Annotated in this window: 16 protein-coding genes; 13 read left to right on the top strand and 3 right to left on the bottom strand. The window is 74.2% G+C overall.

Annotated features, from left to right (window positions below):
• The first annotated feature begins 128 nt into the window (after nt 1-128).
• Both AB0P35_RS18600 and AB0P35_RS18595 read left to right on the top strand, forming a co-directional pair.
• Entirely contained in the window at nt 129-1,256 is a 1,128-nt protein-coding gene (locus tag AB0P35_RS18600) for a GuaB3 family IMP dehydrogenase-related protein (RefSeq protein ID WP_095874488.1), read from the top strand.
• Between the two features lie 359 nt (nt 1,257-1,615).
• The gene (locus AB0P35_RS18595) at nt 1,616-3,535 is read left to right on the top strand and encodes a serine/threonine-protein kinase (RefSeq protein WP_363511862.1); all 1,920 of its coding nucleotides are present in this window, start codon (nt 1,616-1,618) and stop codon (nt 3,533-3,535) included.
• Here AB0P35_RS18595 and AB0P35_RS18590 read toward each other — a convergent pair.
• A complete protein-coding gene (locus AB0P35_RS18590) occupies nt 3,436-4,056 on the bottom strand; it encodes a hypothetical protein (RefSeq protein ID WP_363511860.1) in 621 nt (206 codons plus the stop codon). The two genes, AB0P35_RS18595 and AB0P35_RS18590, sit on opposite strands and share 100 nt — an antisense overlap.
• Nucleotides 4,057-4,136: 80 nt before the next feature.
• Here AB0P35_RS18590 and AB0P35_RS18585 point away from each other — a divergent pair, with 80 nt between their 5' ends.
• From AB0P35_RS18585 to AB0P35_RS18560, 6 genes are all read left to right on the top strand, one after another.
• The gene (locus tag AB0P35_RS18585; RefSeq protein ID WP_095874490.1) at nt 4,137-5,210 is read left to right on the top strand and encodes a protein kinase; all 1,074 of its coding nucleotides are present in this window, start codon (nt 4,137-4,139) and stop codon (nt 5,208-5,210) included.
• 147 nt (nt 5,211-5,357) lie between these two features.
• Nucleotides 5,358-7,073 (top strand): serine/threonine-protein kinase, encoded by a 1,716-nt coding sequence (locus AB0P35_RS18580; protein ID WP_363511858.1) that lies wholly within the window; start codon nt 5,358-5,360, stop codon nt 7,071-7,073.
• Between the two features lie 87 nt (nt 7,074-7,160).
• Nucleotides 7,161-8,795: a succinic semialdehyde dehydrogenase gene (locus AB0P35_RS18575; protein WP_363511856.1), complete on the top strand. Its 1,635-nt coding sequence runs from the start codon at nt 7,161-7,163 to the stop codon at nt 8,793-8,795.
• Nucleotides 8,796-8,860: 65 nt separating this feature from the next.
• On the top strand, nt 8,861-10,645 hold the full coding sequence (locus AB0P35_RS18570) for a GMC family oxidoreductase (protein WP_363511854.1): 1,785 nt from the start codon (nt 8,861-8,863) through the stop codon (nt 10,643-10,645).
• 985 nt (nt 10,646-11,630) lie between these two features.
• The gene (gene guaA / locus AB0P35_RS18565) at nt 11,631-13,226 is read left to right on the top strand and encodes a glutamine-hydrolyzing GMP synthase (RefSeq protein ID WP_095874494.1); all 1,596 of its coding nucleotides are present in this window, start codon (nt 11,631-11,633) and stop codon (nt 13,224-13,226) included.
• Nucleotides 13,227-13,397: 171 nt separating this feature from the next.
• Complete coding sequence (locus AB0P35_RS18560) at nt 13,398-14,435, top strand: Rieske 2Fe-2S domain-containing protein (RefSeq protein ID WP_363511852.1); 1,038 nt, start codon at nt 13,398-13,400, stop codon at nt 14,433-14,435.
• Between the two features lie 25 nt (nt 14,436-14,460).
• On the opposite strand, the gene AB0P35_RS18555 is transcribed toward AB0P35_RS18560, so the two are convergent.
• Both AB0P35_RS18555 and AB0P35_RS18550 read right to left on the bottom strand, forming a co-directional pair.
• On the bottom strand, nt 14,461-14,688 hold the full coding sequence (locus tag AB0P35_RS18555) for a hypothetical protein (protein ID WP_363511850.1): 228 nt from the start codon (nt 14,686-14,688) through the stop codon (nt 14,461-14,463).
• On the bottom strand, nt 14,685-16,217 hold the full coding sequence (locus AB0P35_RS18550; protein ID WP_363511848.1) for a PspC domain-containing protein: 1,533 nt from the start codon (nt 16,215-16,217) through the stop codon (nt 14,685-14,687). The genes AB0P35_RS18555 and AB0P35_RS18550 overlap by 4 nt, the downstream gene beginning before the upstream one ends.
• 132 nt (nt 16,218-16,349) lie before the next feature.
• Here AB0P35_RS18550 and AB0P35_RS18545 point away from each other — a divergent pair, with 132 nt between their 5' ends.
• The 5 genes from AB0P35_RS18545 (at nt 16,350) to AB0P35_RS18525 (ending at nt 22,872) form a co-directional block, all read left to right on the top strand.
• Nucleotides 16,350-17,801 (top strand): PspC domain-containing protein, encoded by a 1,452-nt coding sequence (locus AB0P35_RS18545; protein ID WP_363511846.1) that lies wholly within the window; start codon nt 16,350-16,352, stop codon nt 17,799-17,801.
• Nucleotides 17,794-18,480: a response regulator transcription factor gene (locus AB0P35_RS18540; RefSeq protein ID WP_095874499.1), complete on the top strand. Its 687-nt coding sequence runs from the start codon at nt 17,794-17,796 to the stop codon at nt 18,478-18,480. The genes AB0P35_RS18545 and AB0P35_RS18540 overlap by 8 nt, the downstream gene beginning before the upstream one ends.
• A gap of 310 nt (nt 18,481-18,790) precedes the next feature.
• Entirely contained in the window at nt 18,791-19,969 is a 1,179-nt protein-coding gene (locus AB0P35_RS18535; protein ID WP_363511844.1) for an acyltransferase, read from the top strand.
• Between the two features lie 59 nt (nt 19,970-20,028).
• A complete protein-coding gene (locus tag AB0P35_RS18530) occupies nt 20,029-21,546 on the top strand; it encodes a glycosyltransferase family 39 protein (protein ID WP_363511842.1) in 1,518 nt (505 codons plus the stop codon).
• Nucleotides 21,547-21,690: 144 nt separating this feature from the next.
• Nucleotides 21,691-22,872, top strand: a complete 1,182-nt coding sequence (locus tag AB0P35_RS18525; protein WP_363511840.1) for a glycosyltransferase family 39 protein — start codon at nt 21,691-21,693, stop codon at nt 22,870-22,872.
• Nucleotides 22,873-22,919: the final 47 nt, after the last annotated feature.

Raw genomic sequence — 22,919 nt, 5'->3', positions numbered from 1 at the left:
CCCCCCGCGCCCCTCGTGCTTGCCCGTGTCGCGGACGGTGCGGCAGGGGTTCGGGCCGGTGCGGGATACTGGGGGGCGGCCGGGGTGACCCGGTCGGCAGATGCACAGCAGCAGCAGAAGGGCTCGAAGTGACTGAGATCGAGATCGGGCGAGGCAAGCGCGGCCGCCGGGCGTACGCCTTCGACGACATCGCCGTCGTCCCCAGCCGCCGTACGCGGGACCCGAAGGAGGTCTCGATCGCCTGGCAGATCGACGCCTACCGCTTCGAGCTGCCCTTCCTGGCGGCCCCGATGGACAGCGTGGTCTCCCCGCAGCAGGCCATCGCCATCGGCAAGCTCGGCGGCCTCGGCGTGCTGAACCTCGAAGGCCTGTGGACCCGCTACGAGGACCCGCAGCCGCTGCTGGACGAGATCGCCGGCATCTCCGACGAGGCCGACGCGACCCGCCGCCTGCAGGAGATCTACGCCGAGCCGATCAAGGCCGAGCTGATCGGGCAGCGGATCAAGGAGGTCCGCGACTCCGGCGTCGTCACCGCCGCCGCGCTCTCCCCGCAGCGCACCGCCGAGTTCTCCAAGGCCGTCGTCGACGCCGGCGTGGACGTCTTCGTGATCCGCGGCACCACGGTCTCCGCCGAGCACGTCTCCTCGGCCGCCGAGCCGCTCAACCTCAAGCAGTTCATCTACGAGCTCGACGTGCCGGTCATCGTCGGCGGCTGCGCCACCTACACCGCGGCGCTGCACCTGATGCGCACCGGCGCGGCCGGCGTGCTGGTCGGCTTCGGCGGCGGCGCCGCCCACACCACCCGCAACGTGCTGGGCATCCAGGTGCCGATGGCCACCGCGGTCGCCGACGTGGCCGCCGCCCGCCGCGACTACATGGACGAGTCCGGCGGCCGCTACGTGCACGTCATCGCGGACGGCGGCGTCGGCTACAGCGGCGACATCGCCAAGGCCGTCGCCTGCGGCGCGGACGCGGTGATGATCGGCGCCGCGCTGGCCCGGGCCACCGACGCGCCCGGCAAGGGCCACCACTGGGGCATGGAGGCCGTGCACGACGACGTCCCGCGCGGCAAGAAGGTCGACCTGGGCACGGTGGGCACCATCGCCGAGATCCTCACCGGCCCGTCCCACACCCCGGACGGCACCATGAACCTGTTCGGCGCGCTGCGCCGGGCGATGGCCACCACCGGTTACTCGGAGCTCAAGGAGTTCCAGCGGGTCGAGGTCACCGTCAACCCGGCGCTGCACCACGGCTGATCCGCCGCGCCGCTGCTGCTGCGAAGCCCCCGGCCATGCGGCCGGGGGCTTCGGCATGCCCGCCCGACGTGGCGTCGGCAAGGGCCCCCGCGTGGAGTGATCGTGCGCCGGAGTGGGAGAATTCGTGAACGTGTGCGAGCTGGTGGGACGATCGATCCGCTTGTGCCAGTGCTTTTTCGGCCACGAACGGGACAGCGGCCGGCCGCCGACCGTCCGAAGGCCGTGGGGTCGATTGGTCCCGGGCCGAAGCGACAGGGGATGATGGGCACTTGGCGTTCTGAGCCCCGGGTGCCGACGCCCGCTGCGGCCCGACGCGCCGTCATGACCACACGGCCAGCAACACATGGGGGAGCGCACCGATGACGCAGCCGCAGGAGTCCACCGGCCGTCTGCTCGCCGGCCGGTACCGCTTGAACGAGGTCCTCGGCCGTGGCGGAATGGGCACGGTCTGGCGGGCCGAGGACGAGATGCTCGGCCGGATCGTCGCGGTCAAGGAACTGCGGATGACCGACGCCGTCGACGAGGACGAGAAGCACCGCCTGATCGTCCGGACGCTGCGCGAGGCCAAGGCCACCGCGCGGATCCGGCACACCGCCGCCGTCACCGTCTTCGACGTGGTCGAGGAGGACGAGCGGCCCTGGATCGTCATGGAGCTGGTCGAGTCCCGCTCGCTCGCCGACGTCATCAAGGACGACGGCCCGCTGGATCCCGCCCGCGCCGCCGCCATCGCCCTCGACGTGCTGGGTGTGCTCTGCGCCGCCCACGAGCACGGCATCCTGCACCGCGACGTCAAGCCGTCCAACGTCCTGATCGGCGACGACGGCCGGACGGTGCTCACCGACTTCGGCATCGCGAGCGTCGAGGGCGACACCTCCGTCACCTCCACCGGCATGCTCGTCGGCGCCCCCTCGTACATCTCGCCTGAGCGGGCCAAGGGCAAGAAGCCCGGCCCGCCCGCCGACATGTGGTCGCTCGGCGGCACCCTCTACGCCATGGTCGAGGGCCACCCCCCGTACGACCGCGGCTCGGCGCTCGCCACGCTCACCGCGGTGATGACCGAGGACCTCGCCCCGCCGATGAACGCCGGCCCGCTGCGGCCCGTCATCGAGGGGCTGCTGGAGAAGGACCCGGACCGCCGCCTGGACGCCTCGGCCACCCGCGCCATGCTGCGCCGGATCGTCGCGGAGGCCACGACCCGCGCCGAGGCGACCACCCAGCAGGCCGTCCCGCTGGCCGGCACCGAGCGCACCACGGCCGTGCCCGCGGCCGCCGCAGCAGCCGGCGCCGCCGCGTCGGCCACGCTCAAGCAGTCCGCGCAGTCCGCGCAGTCCGCCGCGCCCGTTCGGCCCGCGGCCCCGGAGCCCGCCGCGCCGCCCGTCGCCGCACCGCGCCGCGGCGGGGTCGGCACCGTCCGGGTCGGCAGCCGCTCGGCCGGGCCGATACCCGCGGCGGCGACGGCCGCGGCCGCCCCGCCGGCGCCGCCCACCGAGGCCATCCCGGTCGTGCCGCGGGAGCGGCGCAACCCGCGCGCCGCACTGCTGGCCGGCGGAGCACTGCTGCTGGTGCTCGTTCTGGTCGGCGCGATCGCGCTGCTGCGCGACCACGGCGGTGCGACCGACAAGCACGCAGGCAAGCAGGCCGGGAAGTCCGCCGACTCAGCGGCAGCGCCCACCCCCGGTGGCAGCGGCTCGCCGGCCGCCGGCACGGGCGCGTCCGCCGCCGCGTCGGCGGCCTCCGGTGCGCCGTCCGCCGCCCCGAGCGCCCAGCCCTCCAACACCCCCGCGGCGGGCAACCCGCCCCCCGGCACACCGGCGCCCGGCGGCAAGGACGGCCCCGTCCCGGCCGGCTACCGGACCGTCCACGACGCCTCCGGCTTCTCGATCGTGCTGCCCGACTGGATGGCCGACATGGGCAAGGACTACGACGCGACCAGCCGTCTGTTCCAGGGCAACGGACTCAAGCTGATGGTCGACTGGACGGTCGGCGCCGGCGACAGTGCCCTGGGCGACTGGCAGGAGGGCGAGCGCAGGCAGGGCTACCGCAACTACCAGCGCGTCCAGCTGAAGGCCATCACGTACCGGGACTGGACCAACGCCGCCGACTGGGAGTGGACCTACGGCGGCGGCACCACCTACCACTCGCTCAACCGCGGCTTCGTCACCGGCGGCGGCAAGTACGGCTACGCCCTCTTCTGGACGAGCGAGGACGCGGACTGGAACTCGGCGGCCAACTCGGCGGCCCGCACCATCGGCTTCGCCACCTTCCAGCCCGCGCCCTGACCCGCCGCGCCCGGGCCGGTCAGCCGATCAGGCGCTGCTCGGCCCGGGTGAACTCCTCGTCGGTGAGGGCGCCCGCGCCGCGCGGCCAGCCGCTCCAACCGGTCGAGCAGGTCCGCCGGGGGCGCCGCCGCGGCGGGCACCGAAGCCCCCGCCTCCCGGCGGCGGGCCTCCGCGGCCGCGGCGCGCACCCGCTCGGCGAACGGCTCGGCCTTCACCACGTCCTCGAAGCGGCGCGCGCCGGTCAGCGCGACGACCTTCAGGATCTCGCCGTTGATCCGGCTGCGGGTGACCGTCACGTCCGTCACCGCGCTCAGCGCAACCGGCACCGGGGGCTTGCCGTCCTTGAGGAAGAGCAGCCGATGGCCGGTCAGCACCAGGGCGCCCTTGCGGAAGTGGTCCGGGTGCCGTCCGGCGGTCGCGGCGACGGGCTCCTCGCCGGGCACCGCGACGGCCTCCACGGTGCGCACGGCCGCGGTTCTGGCGTCCTGGCCGTTGCCGCTGCCGAGTACGTCGAAGGCCACGTCGATGAGATCCGTCCGCTCCGTGCCGCGAGCCCAGCCCGGCGGCGACGTACGCTGGCCGGGTCGAGAGGAAGTCGGACATGAGCGCGGCCCCCGGTCAGGTGGTGGCCGGACGGTACCGGGTGACGGACCGTCCGACGGGTGCCGGCCTGCCCGCACAGGACGTGCACACGGGCGCGCCGGTGCTGCTGCACGCCCTCGACCTGCCCGAACTGCTCGTCCCCGGCGAGCTGTACGAGGAGCCCGACCGGCGCTGGGGCACGGAGCTCGCCGAACTCCTCGGCAGGCTGGCCGACCGCGCGCCGCGCCACCCGCGGCTGCTCGTGGAGAGCGGCGCCGCCGCCGAGGACGACCAGCTGTGGGTGGCCGCCGAACGCCTCGCCGGGGCCTCCCTCGACGAACTCGCCGACACCGGCCCGGTGCCGGCCTACCGGGTGGCCGAACTCGCCGCCGACCTCGCCGGCGCGCTGCGCGCCCTGCACGAGGCCGACCTGGTGCACGGCAACGTCACGGCCGACGCCGTGCTGGTCTGCGAGGACGGCGCCGCCATGCTCGGCGGACTCCTCCTCGGCGCCGCCCAGGAGGAGCTCTGTGCCCGGCTCGGCGGCCCGGTGCCGCGCCGCCGCTACGAGGCCCGGGCCGACCTGCTCGGCGCGCGGGCCGAGCGCTGGCCCGCCGACGCCGGCGCACCCGGGGACTGCTGGGCGCTCGGCGTGCTGCTCTACCGGCAGCTGACCGGCCACGGCCCCTACCCCGAGGACGACCTGCCGACGCTGCTCGCCGCCGTCCGCGACGGGCGCCGCTACCCGGCCGACGGCTGCGGTCCGCTGCGCGGCCTCGTCGAGGAACTGCTCGACCTCGGCCCGGCCGCCCGGCCCACCGCCGCGGACGTCCAGCGGCGGCTGCGCGAGCTTCTCGCCGCCGCCCCCGAGCCGTTCGGCCCCGCCGACGGCGAGGCGTCGCCGCTGCTGCCGGTGGCCCGCCCGGCCGGCCCGGTCGTGGCGCACCCGCGCGGGCGACGCGGCGAGCGGCACCTGCCGGTGCCCCGCGGCCCCTCCCGGGTGCCGCCGGCGCTGCTCGGCCCGCTGCTGGTCGGCGGCGTGCTGCTGGCCCTCGTCGCGGGGCTCGCCGCGGTCGTCCTGGTGGCCGGCTGACCGCGCCCGGTGCGCGACATTCGCTTTTCGGGCCCCGCCGCAGGGCGGCCCGGTGTGTGGTTGAGAAGATGTCCGTGCGGTGAGTCTGCGGTGCACCGATACCTCCGTCACGGTGACGGTGGACTTGAGCATGGGGGAGCGGTCGCCATGGGCGTGCAGGACCGGTCGACGGAGGGCACGGACACCGGCCGGGTACTGGCCGGGCGGTACGTACTCGGCGATCGGCTCGGCCGCGGCGGCATGGGCACCGTCTGGCGGGCCCGCGACGAGATGCTCGACCGCGAGGTGGCGGTCAAGGAACTGACCGTCAACCACCTCCCCGAGGAGGAGCTGGAGATCCTGCAGTCCCGCATGAAGCGGGAGGCCAGGGCCGCCGCCAGGATCAAGCACCCCGGCGTCATCACCATCCACGACGTGCTGGAGGACGACGGCCGCCCCTGGATCGTCATGGAGCTGGTCGACGGCCGGTCGCTGGCCGACGTGATCAGCCAGGACGGGACCCTCGCCCCGCGCGAGGCCGCCGAGGTCGGCCTGCAGGTGCTGGCCGCCCTGCACCGCGGCCACCAGCTCGGCGTGCTGCACCGCGACGTCAAGCCCGCCAACGTGCTGCTGGAGAAGGGCACCGGCCGGGTCGTCCTGCTGGACTTCGGCATCGCCACCTTCGAGGGCTCCACCGAACTGACCCGCCCCGGCGACCTGGTCGGCTCGCCGGACTACCTGGCGCCCGAGCGCGCCCAGGGCGAGCGGCCCGGCCCCGCCTCCGACCTGTGGGGCCTCGGCGCCACCCTGTACGCCGCGGTGGAGGGCGAGTCGCCGTTCCGCCGCACCTCCCCGCTGACCACCCTCGCCGCCGTGGTCGGCGACCCGCTGCCAGAGCCCCGCCGGGCCGGCGCTCTGGGCCCGGTGCTGGCCGCGCTGATGGCCAAGGACCCGGCGGAGCGGCCCGCCGCCGACGAGGCCGCCCGGATGCTGCGCGAGGTCACCGCCGGGCACACCATGGGCATGAAGGCCCGGCCCGCGGCCACCGCGCACCGGGTGCCGACCCAGCAGGTGCCGGTGGTCGACCGCACCGAGCCGCCCGCCCGTCCGGCCGGCCACTCGACGACCGCGCCCACCCTGCCCGTGCCCGAGGCCGCCCCGACCGCGCAGGCCCCGACCGCGCAGGCCCCGGTGCCCGCGCCCCCGACCGAGCCCATCCCACCGGTCGCACCCGCCGGGCCCGCCGGCCGGCGCCGCCGGCTGCTCCCGCTGCTGCTGGTCGGCCTGGTCGTCGTCCTGGCCGCCGCGGCCGGCGTGTACGTCCTGAAGAGCCGTTCCGGAAGGGACGAGCCGCGCGACGACGCGGCCACCGGCGCGCCGCAGATCACCGTTCCGACCACCCGGGCCTCCGACACCCCCGGGCCCGCGCCCAGCGGCTACGTCTGGAAGCAGGACCCGGCGGGTTTCCGCTTCCCGATGCCGGTGGCCACCTCGGGCAAGTCGTGGGTGCGCAGCACCGACAACAACGAGATCTACTACAGCCCCGACAACAAGGTGCACTACCTGCAGTTCGCGGTGACGGTCGGTCAGCCGCTGACCCCGCTCGAGCACTTCGAGCAGATGGAGCAGAGCATCACCAAGAACCGCCCGGCCTACCGCCGCGAGAGCCTCACCGGGATCAAGGTGGACGGCCAGGAGGGCGCCGTCTGGGAGTTCAGCTACACGTCGCTCGACGGCTCGGGCCGCCGCCACCTCAAGGAGGTCGAGTTCCGCACCGAGGACGGCACCTCCTACGACGTGCTGGTGGCCTCCCCGGACAAGGACTGGCAGGAGGCGCTGCGCCGCTTCACGGTCGTGCTCAACAACTTCTCCGTGGAGGGCTGACCCTCACCGGACGTGTTCGGACGCTCACGGAAAAAGGGTGTTACCGGCGGGTACACATCCGGCCCGCAAAGGCCTAGGCTGCGCTCCATGACGGACACCACGGCAGACGCACAGGCCCGGTCCACCGACGAGGCCGGACGCAACCCCGCGGCCCCCGGCGGCGCCCGCACGCCCGCCACGGTCGTCACGCCCGCCCTGGTCGAACGGCTCGCCCGCGGCATCACCGCCGGCGAGGGCGCCGAGCGGGTCACCACCGCGGCCCCGCTCACCGGCGAACCGCTGGCCGACCTGCCGCAGTCCTCCCCGGCCGACGTCGAGGAGGCCTACCGGCGCGCCCGCCGCGCCCAGCGGGCCTGGGCCGCGCTGCCCGTCCGCCGCCGCGCCGCCGTCCTGCTGCGCTTCCACGACCTGCTGCTGGCCCGGCAGGACGAGGTGCTCGACCTCGTCCAGGCCGAGACCGGCAAGACCCGTCTGCACGCCTTCGAAGAGGTGCTGGCCGCCGCCTCCGCCGCCCGCCACTACGGCCGCAAGGCGCCCTCCTACCTGCGCGACCGCCGCCGCGGCGGCGCCCTGCCGGTGCTCACCCACACCCTGGAGGGCCGCCGCCCCAAGGGCGTGATCGGCCAGATCTCGCCCTGGAACTACCCGCTGGAGCTCTCCGTCAGCGACGCGCTGCCCGCCTTCGCGGCCGGCAACGCCGTGGTCAACAAGCCGGACACGCAGACCGCGCTCACCGCGCTGTGGGCCCGCGAACTCCTCGTCGAGGCAGGCCTGCCCGCCGACGTCTGGCAGATCGTGGTCGGCGACGGCCCGGTGGTCGGCCCGGCCGTGGTCGAGCACGCCGACTACGTCTCCTTCACCGGCTCCACCCGCACCGGCCGCCAGGTCGCCCAGCAGGCCGCCGGCCGACTGGTCGGCGCATCCCTGGAGCTCGGCGGCAAGAACGCGCTGCTCGTCCTCGCCGACGCCGACCTCGACCGGGCCGCCGAGGGTGCCGTCCGCGCCTGCTTCTCCTCCGCCGGTCAGCTGTGCATCTCCATCGAGCGGCTGCTGGTGCACCGCTCCGTCACCGACGAGTTCCTCGCCCGCTTCACCGCCCGCACCCGGGCGCTGCGCCTCGGCGGCGGCCTCGCCTACGGCGCGGACATGGGCTCGCTGGTCTCCGAGCGGCAGTTGGAGACCGTCACCCGGCACGTCGAGGAGGCCGTCAAGGCCGGCGCCACCGTCCTGGCCGGCGGCCGCCCCCGGCCCGACCTCGGCCCGCTCTTCTACGAGCCCACCGTGCTCGACGGCGTCACCCCGGGCATGTCGGTCTGCACCGAGGAGACCTTCGGCCCGGTCGTCTCCGTGTACCGCTTCGACACCGAGGACGAGGCCGTCGAGATCGCCAACTCCACCCCGTACGGCCTGAACTCCAGCGTGTGGACGAAGGACGCCCGGCGCGGCCGCGCCGTCGCCGCCCGGCTGCACACCGGCACCGTCAACGTCAACGAGGCCTACGCCGCCGCCTACGGCTCGGTGGCCTCCCCGATGGGCGGCATGGGCGACTCGGGCCTCGGCCGCCGGCACGGCGCCGAGGGCATCCTGCGCTTCACCGAGGCGCAGACCGTCTCCACCCAGCGGCTGCTGCCGATCGGCCCCTCGCACGGGCTGGACGACGAGCGGTTCGCGGCGCTGCTCACCACCGGGCTCAAGGCGCTCAAGGCGTTCGGCTTCCGGTAGGCCGGGCGCACCGGTCGCCCGCGCACCCCGCGGACCACCCCCACCCTCGAAGGAGCAGCGGCACCATGGCGGACAACGGCGGATTCGACTACGACGTGGTGGTGATCGGCTCGGGCTTCGGCGGCTCGGTCGCCGCCCTGCGCCTCACCGAGAAGGGCTACCGGGTCGCCGTCCTGGAGGCGGGCCGCCGCTGGTCGGCCGACAGCCTGCCGAAGAACTCCTGGGACCTGCGCAACTACCTGTGGGCGCCCGCCCTCGGCCTGTTCGGCATCCAGCGGATCCACCTGCTGAGCAACGTGCTGGTGCTGGCCGGCGCGGGCGTCGGCGGCGGCTCGCTCAACTACGCCAACACGCTGTACGTGCCGCCGAAGGCCTTCTTCGAGGACCGCCAGTGGGGGCGGATCACCGACTGGCAGGACGAGCTCGCGCCCTACTACGACCAGGCGCAGCGGATGCTCGGTGTCCGGCTCAACCCCACCGTCACCGACGCCGACACCCACCTGCGGGCGACCGCCGAGCGGATGGGCGTCGGCGACACCTTCCACCTGGCGCCGGTCGGCGTGTTCTTCGGCGACGGCAAGGACGCGGACGGCGCCGCGAAGGGCGCGCCCGGCACCGAGGTCGCGGACCCGTACTTCGGCGGCGCGGGCCCGGCCCGGCGCGCCTGCACCGAGTGCGGCGAGTGCATGACCGGCTGCCGGCACGGCGCCAAGAACATGCTGATCGAGAACTACCTCTACCTGGCCGAGCAGGCCGGCGCCGAGGTGCGGCCGCTGACCACGGTGGTCGGCCTCACCGAGGACGCCGACGGCGGCCTGTCCGTGACCACGGTGCCCACCGACCGGCGCCGCAAGGGCCCGCGCACCGTGCTGCGGGCCCGCCAGGTGGTGGTCGCGGCCGGCACCTACGGCACCCAGACGCTGCTGCACACCATGCGGGACACCGGCGCGCTGCCGAGGATCTCCGCGAAGCTGGGCTTCCTGACCCGCACCAACTCGGAGTCGCTGGTCGGCGCGCTCACCGACAACCGCCGCTACCGGCGCAAGACGGGTGCGCCGAGGGCGGACTTCAGCCGCGGTGTGGCGATCACGTCCTCGGTCCACCCGAACGAGAACACCCACATCGAGCCGGTCCGCTACGGCAAGGGCTCGAACGCTATGGGCCTGATGACCATCCTGCAGTTCCCGCACCGCCGCTCCAACCTGCTGTCCTACCTGGCCACCACCGTCCGCCACCCGGTGCTGTCGGCCCGCAACCTGTCCAAGTACCGCTGGTCGGAGCGGACGATCATCGGCCTGGTCATGCAGTCGCTGGACAACTCGCTGACCACCTTCCGCAAGCCCAAGGGCCTCGGCCGCGGCCTGCTCACCGCCAAGCAGGGCCACGGCGCGCCCAACCCGGAGCACATCCCGGAGGGCGAGGAGGCGGCGCGGATCCTCGCCGAGGAGATCAACGGCTTCGCCGGCACCAACATCGGCGAACTGATGCGGATGCCGATGACCGCGCACTTCCTCGGCGGCTGCCCGATCGGCGAGGACGCCGAGCACGGCGTCATCGACCCGTACCACCGGCTGTACGGGCACCCCGGCATCCATGTGGTGGACGGCGCCGCGGTCTCCGCCAACCTGGGCGTCAACCCGTCGCTGACGATCACGGCGCAGGCCGAGCGGGCGATGTCGCTGTGGCCGAACAAGGACGAGGCGGACCCGCGGCCCGCGCAGGGCGAGGGCTACCGCCGGGTGGCCGCGGTCGAGCCCAAGCAGCCGGCGGTGCCCGCCGGGGCGTTCGGCGCCCTGCGGCTGCCGCTGCTGCCCGTGCCGGTGGTGCCCGCCCGCGAGGCCCGGGACTGATCCTCACCGGGACCGACCGTCCGCCGCCCCGCCCGGGCTCGTCCGGGCAGGGCAAAGGGCCCCGCGGGGGAACGGGGCCCTTTGTCGTTCAGCACGCGGCGTCAGGGCAGCGCCGGGTGCTGGGGTGACGGCGCCGGGGGAGGTGCGCCGTCGGGTGGAATGGTTCGGAGGCGGCGGGTCGCCCGGTGGTGTACGGGCCCCGTCGCGTGCACGGGCCTGGGTCGGCCCTCACGGAGCGTGAGGTGATAACCGTTGTCGCAACCGGCTCGCGGACTCTCCGCGCGGCCGGTCCGCGCCGCCTCGCGAGGCGGTCGGCCAACCCCCACAACCAGCATCGTGATGGACGGATGCCGTCCTGTGCAACCGATTCGGCGCAGTTCGGCACAGTCCGTTTCCCGGTGGTGATCCCTCCGGGCGCCGGTCGGCGCGGCCTGCGCCCGCTCCGCGCGGTCGATCGGATCGACTACCCAGCGTAGTAGTCGCAAGCAGGGGCGCACAGGGGAGTGCGCGGGGCGGCCGAAGGGTGGGACGGGGGCGGCCGAGGAGTGGTACGGGCCCTGGACGGGGCCCGAACGAGGTGCGGTGCTGCCGGGAGGCGGGGAGGCCGGCGCCGGCCTCCCCGCCCCGACGGTCCGTCCGGTCGCGGCCGGGGTCGCTGTCCCCTGCTGCCCGGTCGCCGCACCCCCGCACGGTCCCACGGCGGGCCTGCGCCCGCCACGCGCGGGAGTGGACCGGATCGGGATCCACGCGTGGTCCTGCCGACCGTCCGGGGCCGCCCGGGCCTGGTTGGCGCGGCGCGGTCGCACGGTCAAGCGGTGCAACGATGCGCCGCCGTCCCCGGTCACGGTCGTGCAGGTCGGCAAGCGGGTGAAAGCCGTGCGGCCGGCCGCGCCCGGCACCCGGCGCCGCCGGGGCGGTCCGAGCGTTCGAGCCGCCCCGGTAGACTCGGCTTCAGACACTCCCCACACCCGCCGGAAGGCCGTCCGTGTCCTCTGCTTCCCCGGACCAGTCCGCAACCGAGAACGACACCGTCCTGGTCGTCGACTTCGGTGCCCAGTACGCCCAGCTCATCGCCCGTCGGGTGCGTGAGGCCCGGGTCTACAGCGAGATCGTGCCGAGCACCATGCCGGTCGCCGAGATGCTCGCCAAGAACCCGAGGGCGATCATCCTCTCCGGCGGGCCGTCCTCGGTCTACGAGGAGGGTGCGCCCCGCCTCGACCGCGCGCTCTTCGAAGCCGGCGTGCCGGTCTTCGGCATGTGCTACGGCTTCCAGCTGATGGCCATCACGCTCGGCGGCACCGTCGACAACACCGGCGCCCGCGAGTACGGGCGCACCCCGCTGACCGTCAGCCGCTCCGGCTCCACCCTGTTCGAGGGCGTCCCGGCGCAGCACTCGGTGTGGATGTCGCACGGCGACGCCTGCTCGGCCGCGCCCGAGGGCTTCACCGTCACCGCCTCCACCGACGTCGTCCCGGTCGCCGCCTTCGAGAACGACGACCTCAGGCTGTACGGCGTCCAGTACCACCCGGAGGTGCTGCACTCCGACCACGGTCAGCAGATCCTGGAGCACTTCCTCTACCGCGGCGCCGGCATCGCGCCGACCTGGACGACCCACAACGTGGTCGACGAGCAGGTCGCGCTGATCCGCGAGCAGGTCGGCGACAAGCGCGCCATCTGCGGCCTGTCCGGCGGTGTGGACTCCGCGGTCGCCGCCGCCCTGGTCAACAAGGCCATCGGCGACCGGCTGACCTGCGTCTACGTCGACCACGGCCTGATGCGCAAGGGCGAGACCGAGCAGGTCGAGAAGGACTTCGTGGCCGCCACCGGCGTCCAGCTGAAGGTCGTCGACGCCAAGGAGCGCTTCCTGACCGCGCTGGCCGGCGTCAGCGACCCGGAGCAGAAGCGCAAGATCATCGGCCGGGAGTTCATCCGCGTCTTCGAGCAGGCGCAGGCCGAGATCGTCGCCGAGGCCGGCGAGCACGGCGAGTCGGTGGAGTTCCTCGTCCAGGGCACCCTGTACCCGGACGTGGTCGAGTCCGGCGGCGGCACCGGCACCGCCAACATCAAGTCGCACCACAACGTCGGCGGTCTGCCCGAGGACCTGCAGTTCCAGCTGGTCGAGCCGCTGCGCAAGCTGTTCAAGGACGAGGTCCGGATGGTCGGCCAGGAGCTCGGCCTGCCGGAGGAGATCGTCCAGCGGCAGCCCTTCCCCGGCCCGGGCCTCGGCATCCGGATCGTCGGCGAGGTCACCGAGGAGCGCCTCGACCTGCTCCGCGAGGCCGACGCCATCGCCCGCGAGGAGCTCACCGCCGCCGGGCTGGACAAGCAGATCTGGCAGTGCCCGGTCGTGCTGCTCGCCGACGTCCGCTCGGTCGGCGTCCAGGGCGACGGCCGGACGTACGGCCACCCGATCGTGCTGCGCCCGGTCTCGTCCGAGGACGCGATGACCGCCGACTGGTCGCGCCTGCCCTACGACGTGCTGGCGAAGATCTCCACCCGGATCACCAACGAGGTCCGCGACGTGAACCGTGTGGTGCTGGACATCACCAGCAAGCCGCCGGGCACCATCGAGTGGGAGTGATCCCGCCGGCCGATCGCACGGCCGATTGAACATCCGCGCCGCTGCTTCCGTACCAGGGAGTGGCGGCGCGGCTGTGTGCGCTGCCGGACCTGCCGCAGAACGCGCACAGCAACGGGCAGAATCGGACCGGACCTGTCAGCAGTTGACAGGCCGTGAGGGAAGGGCGACGGCATGACCGGGGCGCACGACGGACACACCCCCTCCCGGCGCGAGGCGTGGAAGCGCACCGCCACCCAGTACGCGACCCTGCCGCTGCGGATCTTCCTCGGCGTCACCTTCGTCTACGCGGCCTTCGACAAGCTCTCCGACTCCCACTACCTGGCGGGGGCCGGTGACGCGGCGTCCTTCGTCTCGCAGACCCAGGCCGCGAAGGAGTTCAGCCCGATCGGCTGGGCACTCGGCCCCGCTCTGCACGCGCCGACCTTCTTCGCCCTGCTGATCGCCTTCGGCGAGCTCGCCGTCGGCCTCGGCACGCTCTTCGGGCTCTGGGGCCGGCTCGCCGCGGCCGGCGGCGCCGTCATCAACCTGACCCTCTTCCTCACGGTCAGCTGGAACGTCTCGCCGTACTACCTCGGCAACGACCTCATCTACCTGATGGCCTGGACGCCGCTGGTGCTGGCCGGCACCCCGTACCTCTCGATCGACGGCTACCTCGCCCGCCGCGCCGGACGGGACCGCCGGCGCGGCCTGCCCGAGGGCGCCGTCCGGCGGCGCGCCCTGCTCGACGGCGGCATCGCCGCGGTCGCCCTCGGCGGCGCCGGGCTGCTCGCCGGCTCGCTCACCGCCACCTTCGGCCGCGACCGCAAGGCCGTCGCCGACCCGGGCACCCGGGGCACCCCGAACACCCAGGGCACCCCGGCCACGCCCGGCTCCACCAACCCCGCCCCGGCGAACGGCGACAAGGTCACCGTCGCCGCCGCGAGCGTCCCGGTCGGCGGATCGGCCCAGGTCAAGGACCCGGCCACCGGCGACGCGATCTACATCGTGCAGCCCACCGGCGGGCAGTACTGCGGCTTCTCCGCGATCTGCACCCACTCCGGCTGCACCGTCGACGCCCCGCGTGACGGCGCGATGTACTGCCCGTGCCACGGCTCCCGCTTCAACGCGAAGACCGGCGCGGTGATCAACGGCCCGGCCACCAAGCCGCTGCCCAAGTACACCGTCACCAAGAGCGGCGACACCCTGGAACTCGGGGGCCGGCAGAGCTGAGGGCCGGCCCCCGGGGCGGCGCAGGTCAGCGCTCCTCCGGCGGGGGCGGCAGCTCGCCGCCCCGGCCGCGGCGGGCCACCGCGGCGACCGCCCCGGCCAGGCCCGCCGTCCCCAGGCCGATCAGCGCCACCGGGATGACGATCCGGCCGTTGACCGTGCGGTCGTTCAGCGACGCCACCAGGTAGACGGTCGCGACCACGGTGAACAGCACCCCCGAGATCAGCGAGAACAGGTCGAGCCGGTGCTTCCTCATGACTGGACCACCTTGATGTCTCCGAGCCCGACCGTCAGCGTGAGGTCGAGCGTCCCCCGGGAGGCCGTCCCGGCCGGCGGGTGCAGCGTGTACGTGTGGTTGTTGCCGGTGCCGGAGAGGTGCTCCCCGTTCGGCAGCCGGATGTCGCCGGCCAGGTTGTGCACGGTCAGCTCGACGTCCACGTCCTTGCGCAGCAGCACCTTCAGATCACCCGCGCCGACCCGCACCGTGCTGGCCAGCGAGGCGCCCGCCGGGTCCAGCCCGGTCAGGTCGAGGGTCGCGTCGCCCGCGCCCAGGTCGTAGTGCTCCTGCAGGGACGAGGCCGTCGCGGGCGCCCACAGCCGGTCGCCCACCCCGGCGTGCAGCGCGGCGTTCGACCCGCCCGCCGCGGCGAGCACCAGGGTCAGCAGCAGCGCCGGCACCGCCAGCCCGCGGGCCCGGCCCCACCGGGCGCCGACCAGCATCACCAGACCGATCGCCAGCAGCGCCGCAGCCAGCACCGTGGCGATGTGCACCGGCTGCCCCTGCCGGTCGGTCAGCCACCAGGCCAGTGCCCCCGAGCCGATCGCCAGCAGCACCCCGATCCCGCCGAGGCCCCCGCCGCCGTGCCGCACCACCCCGGTCGGCCGCGGCGGCACCGGCGGCACCACGGGCTCCGGGGCCTGCGGCGGCTCGGGCAGGCCGGACGGCTTGCGCAGCGGATCGCCCTGCGGCAGATCCGTCCGCTGCCACCACGCCTGCGCCGGAACCCCCGGCGGCGGGGTCTGCGACCCGTACGGATTGCGCTCCGGGTGCCGCGGGTCCCATAGGTAGCCGCTCGGCCCGGGCGGCGGCGTGTCCTGCGGTACCCGGCCGGCCGCGCGGTCCCTGGCGTGCTGCGCCGCGAACTCCTCGTGGGCCGTCCGCAGCCGCTTGTGCATCTCCGCCTTCCGGGCCCGCCACTCGGTCTGGAAGTCCTGGCCGAACCGGTGCTGCCAGGTCTTCCAGTCCAGCTGCTCGACCGGCTCCTCCAGCCGGTCGTACGGGCCGTCGGCACCGGCCGGCGCCGCGTCGCCGCGGGCCCGGCGGCGGCGCTCCGGGTCGTACCGGACGGCCAGGAACACCAGGCCGCCCAGCAGCAGCAGCGGGAACAGCTGCCCGCCGTCGCCCATCGACGAGAAGAAGACCCCGGTGCCGATCACCGTCAGCAGCACCGCGCCGATCGACTGGCCGTCCACCCGGCCGGTCAGCACCCGCTGCAGCTCGGTCCGGCCCGGCCGGCCGTCCACCGGCTCGCGCGGCACGATCAGCCAGGCCAGCCCGTACAGGAACAGCCCCAGCCCGCCGGACAGGCAGAGCACCGCGACCACCACCCGGAACACCACCGGGTCGATGTCGAGGTGGCGCCCGAGCCCGCCGCACACGCCGGCCACCACCCGGTGCTGCCCGCTGCGGGCCAGCGGCGGACGCTGCGCACCCGGCGGAACGTCCTCGGGAGGTGCGTCGGCGGTGCCGTCGGCCGGGCCGGCCGTGCTCTGCTCGTCGGTCATGGCACCATCCTGGTGGCTGCCGGGCCCCCGCCCAACCGTCTGCGGCCCGGGACGGACCCTGATCTGTCCCTGAGGGACTTCCGGGGCCGACCCTGATGCACCGGCACCGCTTGACATGAGACCGTCTGTGGCGTGGCAGCACCCGGCAGCGAGACCCAACCGACCGAGACCGACGCCCCGGCCGCCCCGGGCGGACCGGTGGAGCAGCCGTACCGCCGGCTCTACCGCAGCCCGCACGGGCGGATGCTCGGCGGAGTCGCGCACGGCCTCGCCGTCCACCTCGGTCTGCCGGTCAGCTGGGTCCGCGGCGCCTTCGTGCTCCTCTTCTTCGCCCAGGGCATCGGTGCGCTGCTGTACGCCGCCTTCTGGTTCGTCGTCCCGATCGGCATCGGCGAGCCCGCCCCCGGCGCGGCCACCCAGTGGGCCTGGATCGACGGCGCGTTCGTCCGGGTCGACGCCGGCTCCCGCCCCGTCGGCAGGCCGACCAAGAGCGGGCGGCGCGGCCTCGGCCGGCTGCGCGACCTGCTCCAGCGCACCTTCCTCGGCCTGCCCGCCGACACCCCGGCCCCCGCCGGCGGCCCCCCCGGGAACGCCCCCGGCACCGCCGACCGCACCGGCGGCGCGGGCCAGCTGAGCGCCCTGCTGATGCTGGTCGTCGGCATCATCGCGCTGCTCAACGCCCTGCACATCCAGACCGCCAAGCCGTACGTCTGGCCGCTGCTCACCATCGGCGTCGGCGTCGCCCTGGTCTGGCGGCAGGCCGACGACTCCCGCTGGCAGCGCTGGTTCGGCCTGGAGGAGGGGTCGAAGCGGCGCAGCGCCTTCGCCCGGGTCGCGGCCGGCGTGCTGCTGGTCGTCGCCGGCATCGTCGGCTTCCTCGTCCTGCAGGGCAGCGGCTCCACCCTCGCCTCGATCGTCGAGGCCTCGCTCGCCGTGCTGGCCGGCATGCTCGTGCTGGTCGGCCCGTACGCGCTGCGGATGTGGCAGGACCTCGGCGCCGAGCGCACCGCCCGCATCCGCGCCCAGGAGCGCGCCGAGATCGCCGCCCACGTGCACGACTCGGTGCTGCACACCCTCACCCTGATCCAGCGCCGCGCTGAGGACCCGAAGGAGGTGCTGCGCCTCGCCCGCGCCCAGGAGCGCGAGCTGCGGCTGTGGCTGTACCGCCCGGAGGCGGTCGCCGAGTCCGCGCCGGACACCCTCGCCGAGCACATCCGGGCCGTCGTCGCCGAGGTCGAGGACCGGCACGGCGTCGCGGTCGAGCTGGTCTGCGTCGGTGACTGCCCGATGGACGACCGGATCGCGGCGCAGATGCAGGCCGCGAGGGAGGCGATGGTCAACGCGGCCAAGTACGGTGGCGGGGGACCGGTCCAGGTCTACGCGGAGGTGGAGGGGAGGACGGTGTCGGTGTTCGTGCGCGACCACGGCCCCGGCTTCGACCCCGACGCGGTGCCCGAGGACCGGATGGGCGTGCGGGAGTCGATCGTGGGCCGGATGCGGCGCAACGGCGGCACCGCACGGGTGCGGCCGGCGGCGGGCGGCGGCACCGAGGTCGAGCTGGAGATGGAGAGGGCAGATGACTGACACAGGGGGAAGCGCGCCGGAGCGCGTCGCGCGGGTCGTGCTGGTGGACGACCACCGGATGTTCCGCACCGGTGTGCGCGCCGAGATCGGCCGCACCGAGACGACCGGGATCGACGTGGTCGGCGAGGCCGACGACGTCGAGTCGGCGGTGCGGGTGGTCGCCGAGACCCGGCCGGACGTCGTGCTGCTCGACGTCCACCTGCCCGGCGGCGGCGGGGTCGAGGTGCTGCGCCGCTCGGCGCCGCTGATGGGCGAGCAGGGCGGGGTGCGCTTCCTGGCGCTGTCCGTCTCGGACGCGGCCGAGGACGTCATCGGCGTCATCCGCGGCGGGGCCCGCGGCTACGTCACCAAGACGATCACCGGCACCGACCTGGTGAACGCGATCTTCCGGATCGCCGACGGCGACGCGGTCTTCTCGCCGCGCCTCGCCGGCTTCGTCCTGGACGCCTTCGCGGCCACCGACACCCCGCCGGTCGACGAGGACCTCGACCGGCTCACCCAGCGCGAGCGCGAGGTGCTGCGGCTGATCGCCCGCGGCTACGCCTACAAGGAGATCGCCAAGCAGCTGTTCATCTCGGTGAAGACGGTGGAGAGCCACGTCTCCGCGGTGCTGCGCAAGCTGCAGCTCAGCAACCGTCACGAGCTGACCCGCTGGGCGACGGCCCGCCGGCTGGTCTGAGGACGGGGCTCCGGCCGCGGACGGACGGGCCCCGGGTGCGTGACGTGCGTCACTCCGGGCGTCCGGCCGGGCCGCGGCCGGCGTCCGTGGCGGGCACCGCCACCAGCGGTGGAGCTACGCCCCGGTAGCCGCGTCCTGGTGTGCGAACGGTGCCGGGTGCCGGCGAGACCCATGCAACTCTCAGTCCGCATTCATCCGTCTATAAGATGAGCCAGCCCATGCCGGACCCACCCCCTCCGAGCTTTGCTGGGCCCATCACCCCCGGACCGAGAGCGCGGCTATGACCTCCCCCCTGAAGACATCCGCACCCGTGCCTGTGCAGTACCAGCAGATGGCCGGAGCGCCGGGCGAGGGAGCATCCGCCGAACAGCCCGCAGCCAGGCCGCCCAAGCGGCCGCGCCTCTACGTCCTCGACGGCCTGCGCCTGATAGCCGCGCTCGGCGTGCTCACCTGGCACTGGCTCGGCGTCGAACGCTTCCCGGAGATCTGGCACGGCCTGCCCAGCAAGCTGATGCCCCTCGGCCACCTCGTCGGCGCCTACAGCTGGCTCGGCGTCGAGCTGTTCTTCCTGATCAGCGGCTTCGTCATCTGCATGTCCTGCTGGGGCCGGTCGGTCGGCGACTTCGTCACCTCCCGCGTCGTGCGGCTCTTCCCCGCGTACTGGGTCTGCGTGCTGCTCACCGCCGCCACCCTGCTGGTCGTCCCGAAGATCTGGGGCGACGACACCCACCGGCCGACCGCGACCCGGATCCTCACCAACCTCAGCATGGCCAACATGCCGCTCGGTGTGGACAACATCGACCCGGTCTACTGGACGCTCTGGGCCGAGCTGCGCTTCTACATCCTCTTCGGCGTCCTGGTGGCCTTCGGCCTCACCTACCGCCGGGTGCTCGCCTTCTGCGGCATCTGGGGCTTCATGGCGCTGATCGCCGGCTCGGTCGACATGCCGCTGCTGGAGACGGTCTTCCAGCCCACCTACGCCTGGTTCTTCATCGCCGGCATCGCGATCTACCTGATGTACCGCTTCGGCCAGAACCTGCTGCTCTGGGGCATCGTCGGGTTCTGCTGGCTGATCTCCCAGGACCGGCTGCGCGGTGTCGTCGGCGGCTACGAGTACGGCACCCGCCACCACCTCTCCTGGACGCTCACGGTCGCGATCACCACCTGCTGCTTCGCGATCGTCGCCGCGGCCGCCCTCGGCCTCTTCAACCGGATCCAGTGGAAGTGGCTGACCGTCGCGGGCGCGCTCACCTACCCGCTCTACCTGCTCCACCAGATGATCGGCTGGCAGCTCATCACCCGGATCAGCCGCCACCTCGCCCCCTACCCGACGTTCTTCGCGACCATGGCGACTATGCTGCTTGCGGCCTGGTTGGTGCACCGCCTGGTCGAGCGGCCGCTCGCACCGATCATGAAGCGCCGCATGGAGTCCGCGTTCCAGCAGGTGCGTGCCGCCGAGGCGGCCGGCCGGGCCGAGCGCAGGCGCTGACCGGGGCCACGGGCCTTCCCGTCCACCCGACCGAACCCTGCCCTGGAGAACCGACAGCCATGACCGCGAGCGTCGCTGACCGAGACCGCCACGCCGACCCGGCACCCGCCGGGTCCGCGGCGGGCCGGCCGACGGGGGGAGCCCGCGACCTCCTGACCAGGACCGTCTGGATCTGGCCCACGCTGCTGATGCTCGCCCTCGGCGTGCGGGGCAGCTCCCGCCCGCAGCTGTGGCGGGACGAGCTGGCGACCTGGAGCGCCGCCACCCGCAGCACCGGCGAGATCCTCGACATGCTCCAGCACGTCGACGCCGTGTCCGGCGCCTACTACCTGCTGATGCACTTCTGGATCGGCGTCTTCGGGGACTCCCCGGCGGTGTTCCGGCTGCCGACCGCGCTCGCCCTGGCCGGCGCGGCCGCGTTCACCACGCTGGCCGCCCGCCGGCTGTTCGACACCCGCACCGCGCTGTTCGCCGGCGTGCTGTTCGCGACGATCCCGTCGATCTCCCGGTTCGCCCAGGAGGCGCGGGCCTACGGCTTCGTGCTGCTCGCCGTCTCCGCGGCCACCTGGCTGCTGCTGCGCGCCCTGGAGCGGCCGACCGTGCTGCGCTGGCTGCCGTACTCGGTCGCCGTCGCCGCCGCCGGCCTGTTCCACATGGTGTCGCTGCTGTTCCTCTCCGGGCACGCGGTGATCGTCGTGCTGCGCTGGTGGAAGTCCCGCGACCACCGGCTGCTGCTGCGCTTCCCGGCGGCGGTCGCGGTCGGCCTGGTGCCGGTCGTCCCGCTGGTCCTGCTCGGGCGGCGGCAGGTCGGCCGGCAGATCTCGTGGCTGCACGAGCCCTGGCTGCAGACCTTCCACGACTACTGGCACAACCTCTTCGGTTCGCCGCTGATCAGCTTCTGCTTCCTGCTGCTGGTGGCGATCCCCGCGGGCTGGTCCCGCGGCCGGAGGCCCGCCTTCGAGATCGGCGTCGTCGCCGCGCTGCCGATCGGCCTCAGCTGGCTCGCCTCGCACGGCTCCAGCGTCTACTTCTTCGAGCGCTACCAGCTCTACACCCTGCCCGCCTGGTCCATCCTGGCGGCGGCCGGCCTCGCCTCGATCAAGCCCCGGCTGGTCGGCCTCCTCGGCCTCGTCACCGTGGTCGCCATCGGCTTCCCCGACCAGCAGAAGCTCCGCACCGGTGCCTCGCACGAGTGGACGGACGGCAAGCGCGCCGCCGCGATCATCGCCGACGGCTACCGCCCCGGCGACGGCTTCGCGCCGGCCCGCGGCAAGGACGCCTACCTGATGCTCGACTTCGAGATCGGCTACTACCTGCCCGACCGGGTGCACCTGACGGACGTCCTGGTCGCCAAGACCGCCGTCCAGCGCGACGACCTCTTCGCCACCGAGTGCGCCGAGCCCGCCGAGTGCCTCGGCACCGCGCGGATCTGGGTGGTCGTCCCCACCAACGACGACGACCTGCTGGAGCACTTCTCCACGGCCCAGGCCGCGGCGCTGCGCGCGTCCTACACCCCCACCGAGGTGAAGCACGTTCGCGGGCTGACCGTGGCCCTGCTCGAACGGAAGTCCGGCTGACCGTCATCGCCCGTTGACGCTGCGTTTGCATCCGCGGCCGACTGGGGCTGTCATCGTGGGGTGTCGCGCAATCCCTTGCGGTTCCGGCGCCCCGCGGACACGCTGACCGCCGGCACCGGCCCCGCCTCCGACCGTGGGGTGCCCTTGTCCGCGGAGACAGCCGTCCGCAACATCGTCCGGGCGGCGCCCGCCGACCGGGGCCCCCGGCCGGCGGGCGCGCTGCGGACGGCCGCCCCGGCCCTGATCGGCTACGCCGCGGCCCGGCTGCTCGGCGTCCTGCTGCTCGTCGCCTGGGGCGCCCACCGCGGCAGCCCCGGCCTGGGGCGGCTCAGCACCCTGTGGGACGCCTACTGGTACCGGGAGATCGCGGTGCACGGCTACGCCGGCACCGCCCCCGTGCCGGGCCCCTACGGCCCGTACGAGCCGTACGCCTTCTTCCCCGTGTACCCCGCGCTGATCCGGGCCGTCCACACCGTGCTGCCGCTGCCGGCGAACCAGGCGGCGCTGCTGGTGGCCTGGCTCTCCTCGCTGGCCGCCGCCTGGGGGATCCACGCGGTCGCCGCCCGGCTCTACGGACAGCGGGTCGGCGTCATCGCCGCCGTGCTCTGGGGGATCACCCCGTACGCCGTGGTGGAGAGCGCCGCCTACTCCGAGCCGCTCTTCACCGCGCTCGCCGCCTGGTCGCTGTACGCGGTGATCACCCGCCACTGGATCCGGGCCGGCGCGCTCTGCCTGCTCGCCGGGCTCACCCGGCCCACCGGCGCGGCGCTCGCCGCGGCCGTCTCGCTGACCGCCCTGTGGGAGCTCGTACGGGGGCGCGGCGGCCCCCGCACGGCGCTCGCCGTCCTGCTCGCCCCGCTCGGCTTCCTCGGCCAGCTCGCCTGGGTCGGCGCCGTGAAGGGACGCTGGGACGGCTACTTCCGGGTCCAGGACGCCTGGCGGTCGCACTTCGACTTCGGGCGCAGCACCCTGTACTCCTTCCGCGACCTGCTCACCGACGCCGACCAGGTCTGGCTGACCCAGGTGGTCGTCGCGGTCGTGCTGACCGGCTCGGTCGTCCTCTTCGGCATGTCGGTCATCCAGCGCCAGCCGCTCCCGCTGATTCTCTACAGCGCCGCCATGCTCACCCTGGCCCTCGGCGACGCCGCCTACTTCAACTCGCGGGCGCGCTTCCTGCTGCCGGCCTTCGCCCTGCTGCTGCCCGCCGCCACCGGGCTCGCCCGGATCCGCAGCCGCGCCTCGCTGCTGCTCCTGCTCGGCTCGGCCGCCGTGGTGTCGGCGGCGTACGGCGGCTTCGTGGTCTTCGTCTACCCCGACGCCCCCTGAGGCCGCCCGGGCCCGCGCGCTCCCGAGAACCGGGGCGGGAGGACGGT

The sequence above is a fragment of the Kitasatospora sp. NPDC085879 genome, assembly GCF_040686255.1.
Classification (GTDB): domain Bacteria; phylum Actinomycetota; class Actinomycetes; order Streptomycetales; family Streptomycetaceae; genus Kitasatospora.
The sequence above is the reverse complement of the archived record's forward strand: the minus strand, read 5'-3'. Positions and strand labels throughout refer to the sequence as shown.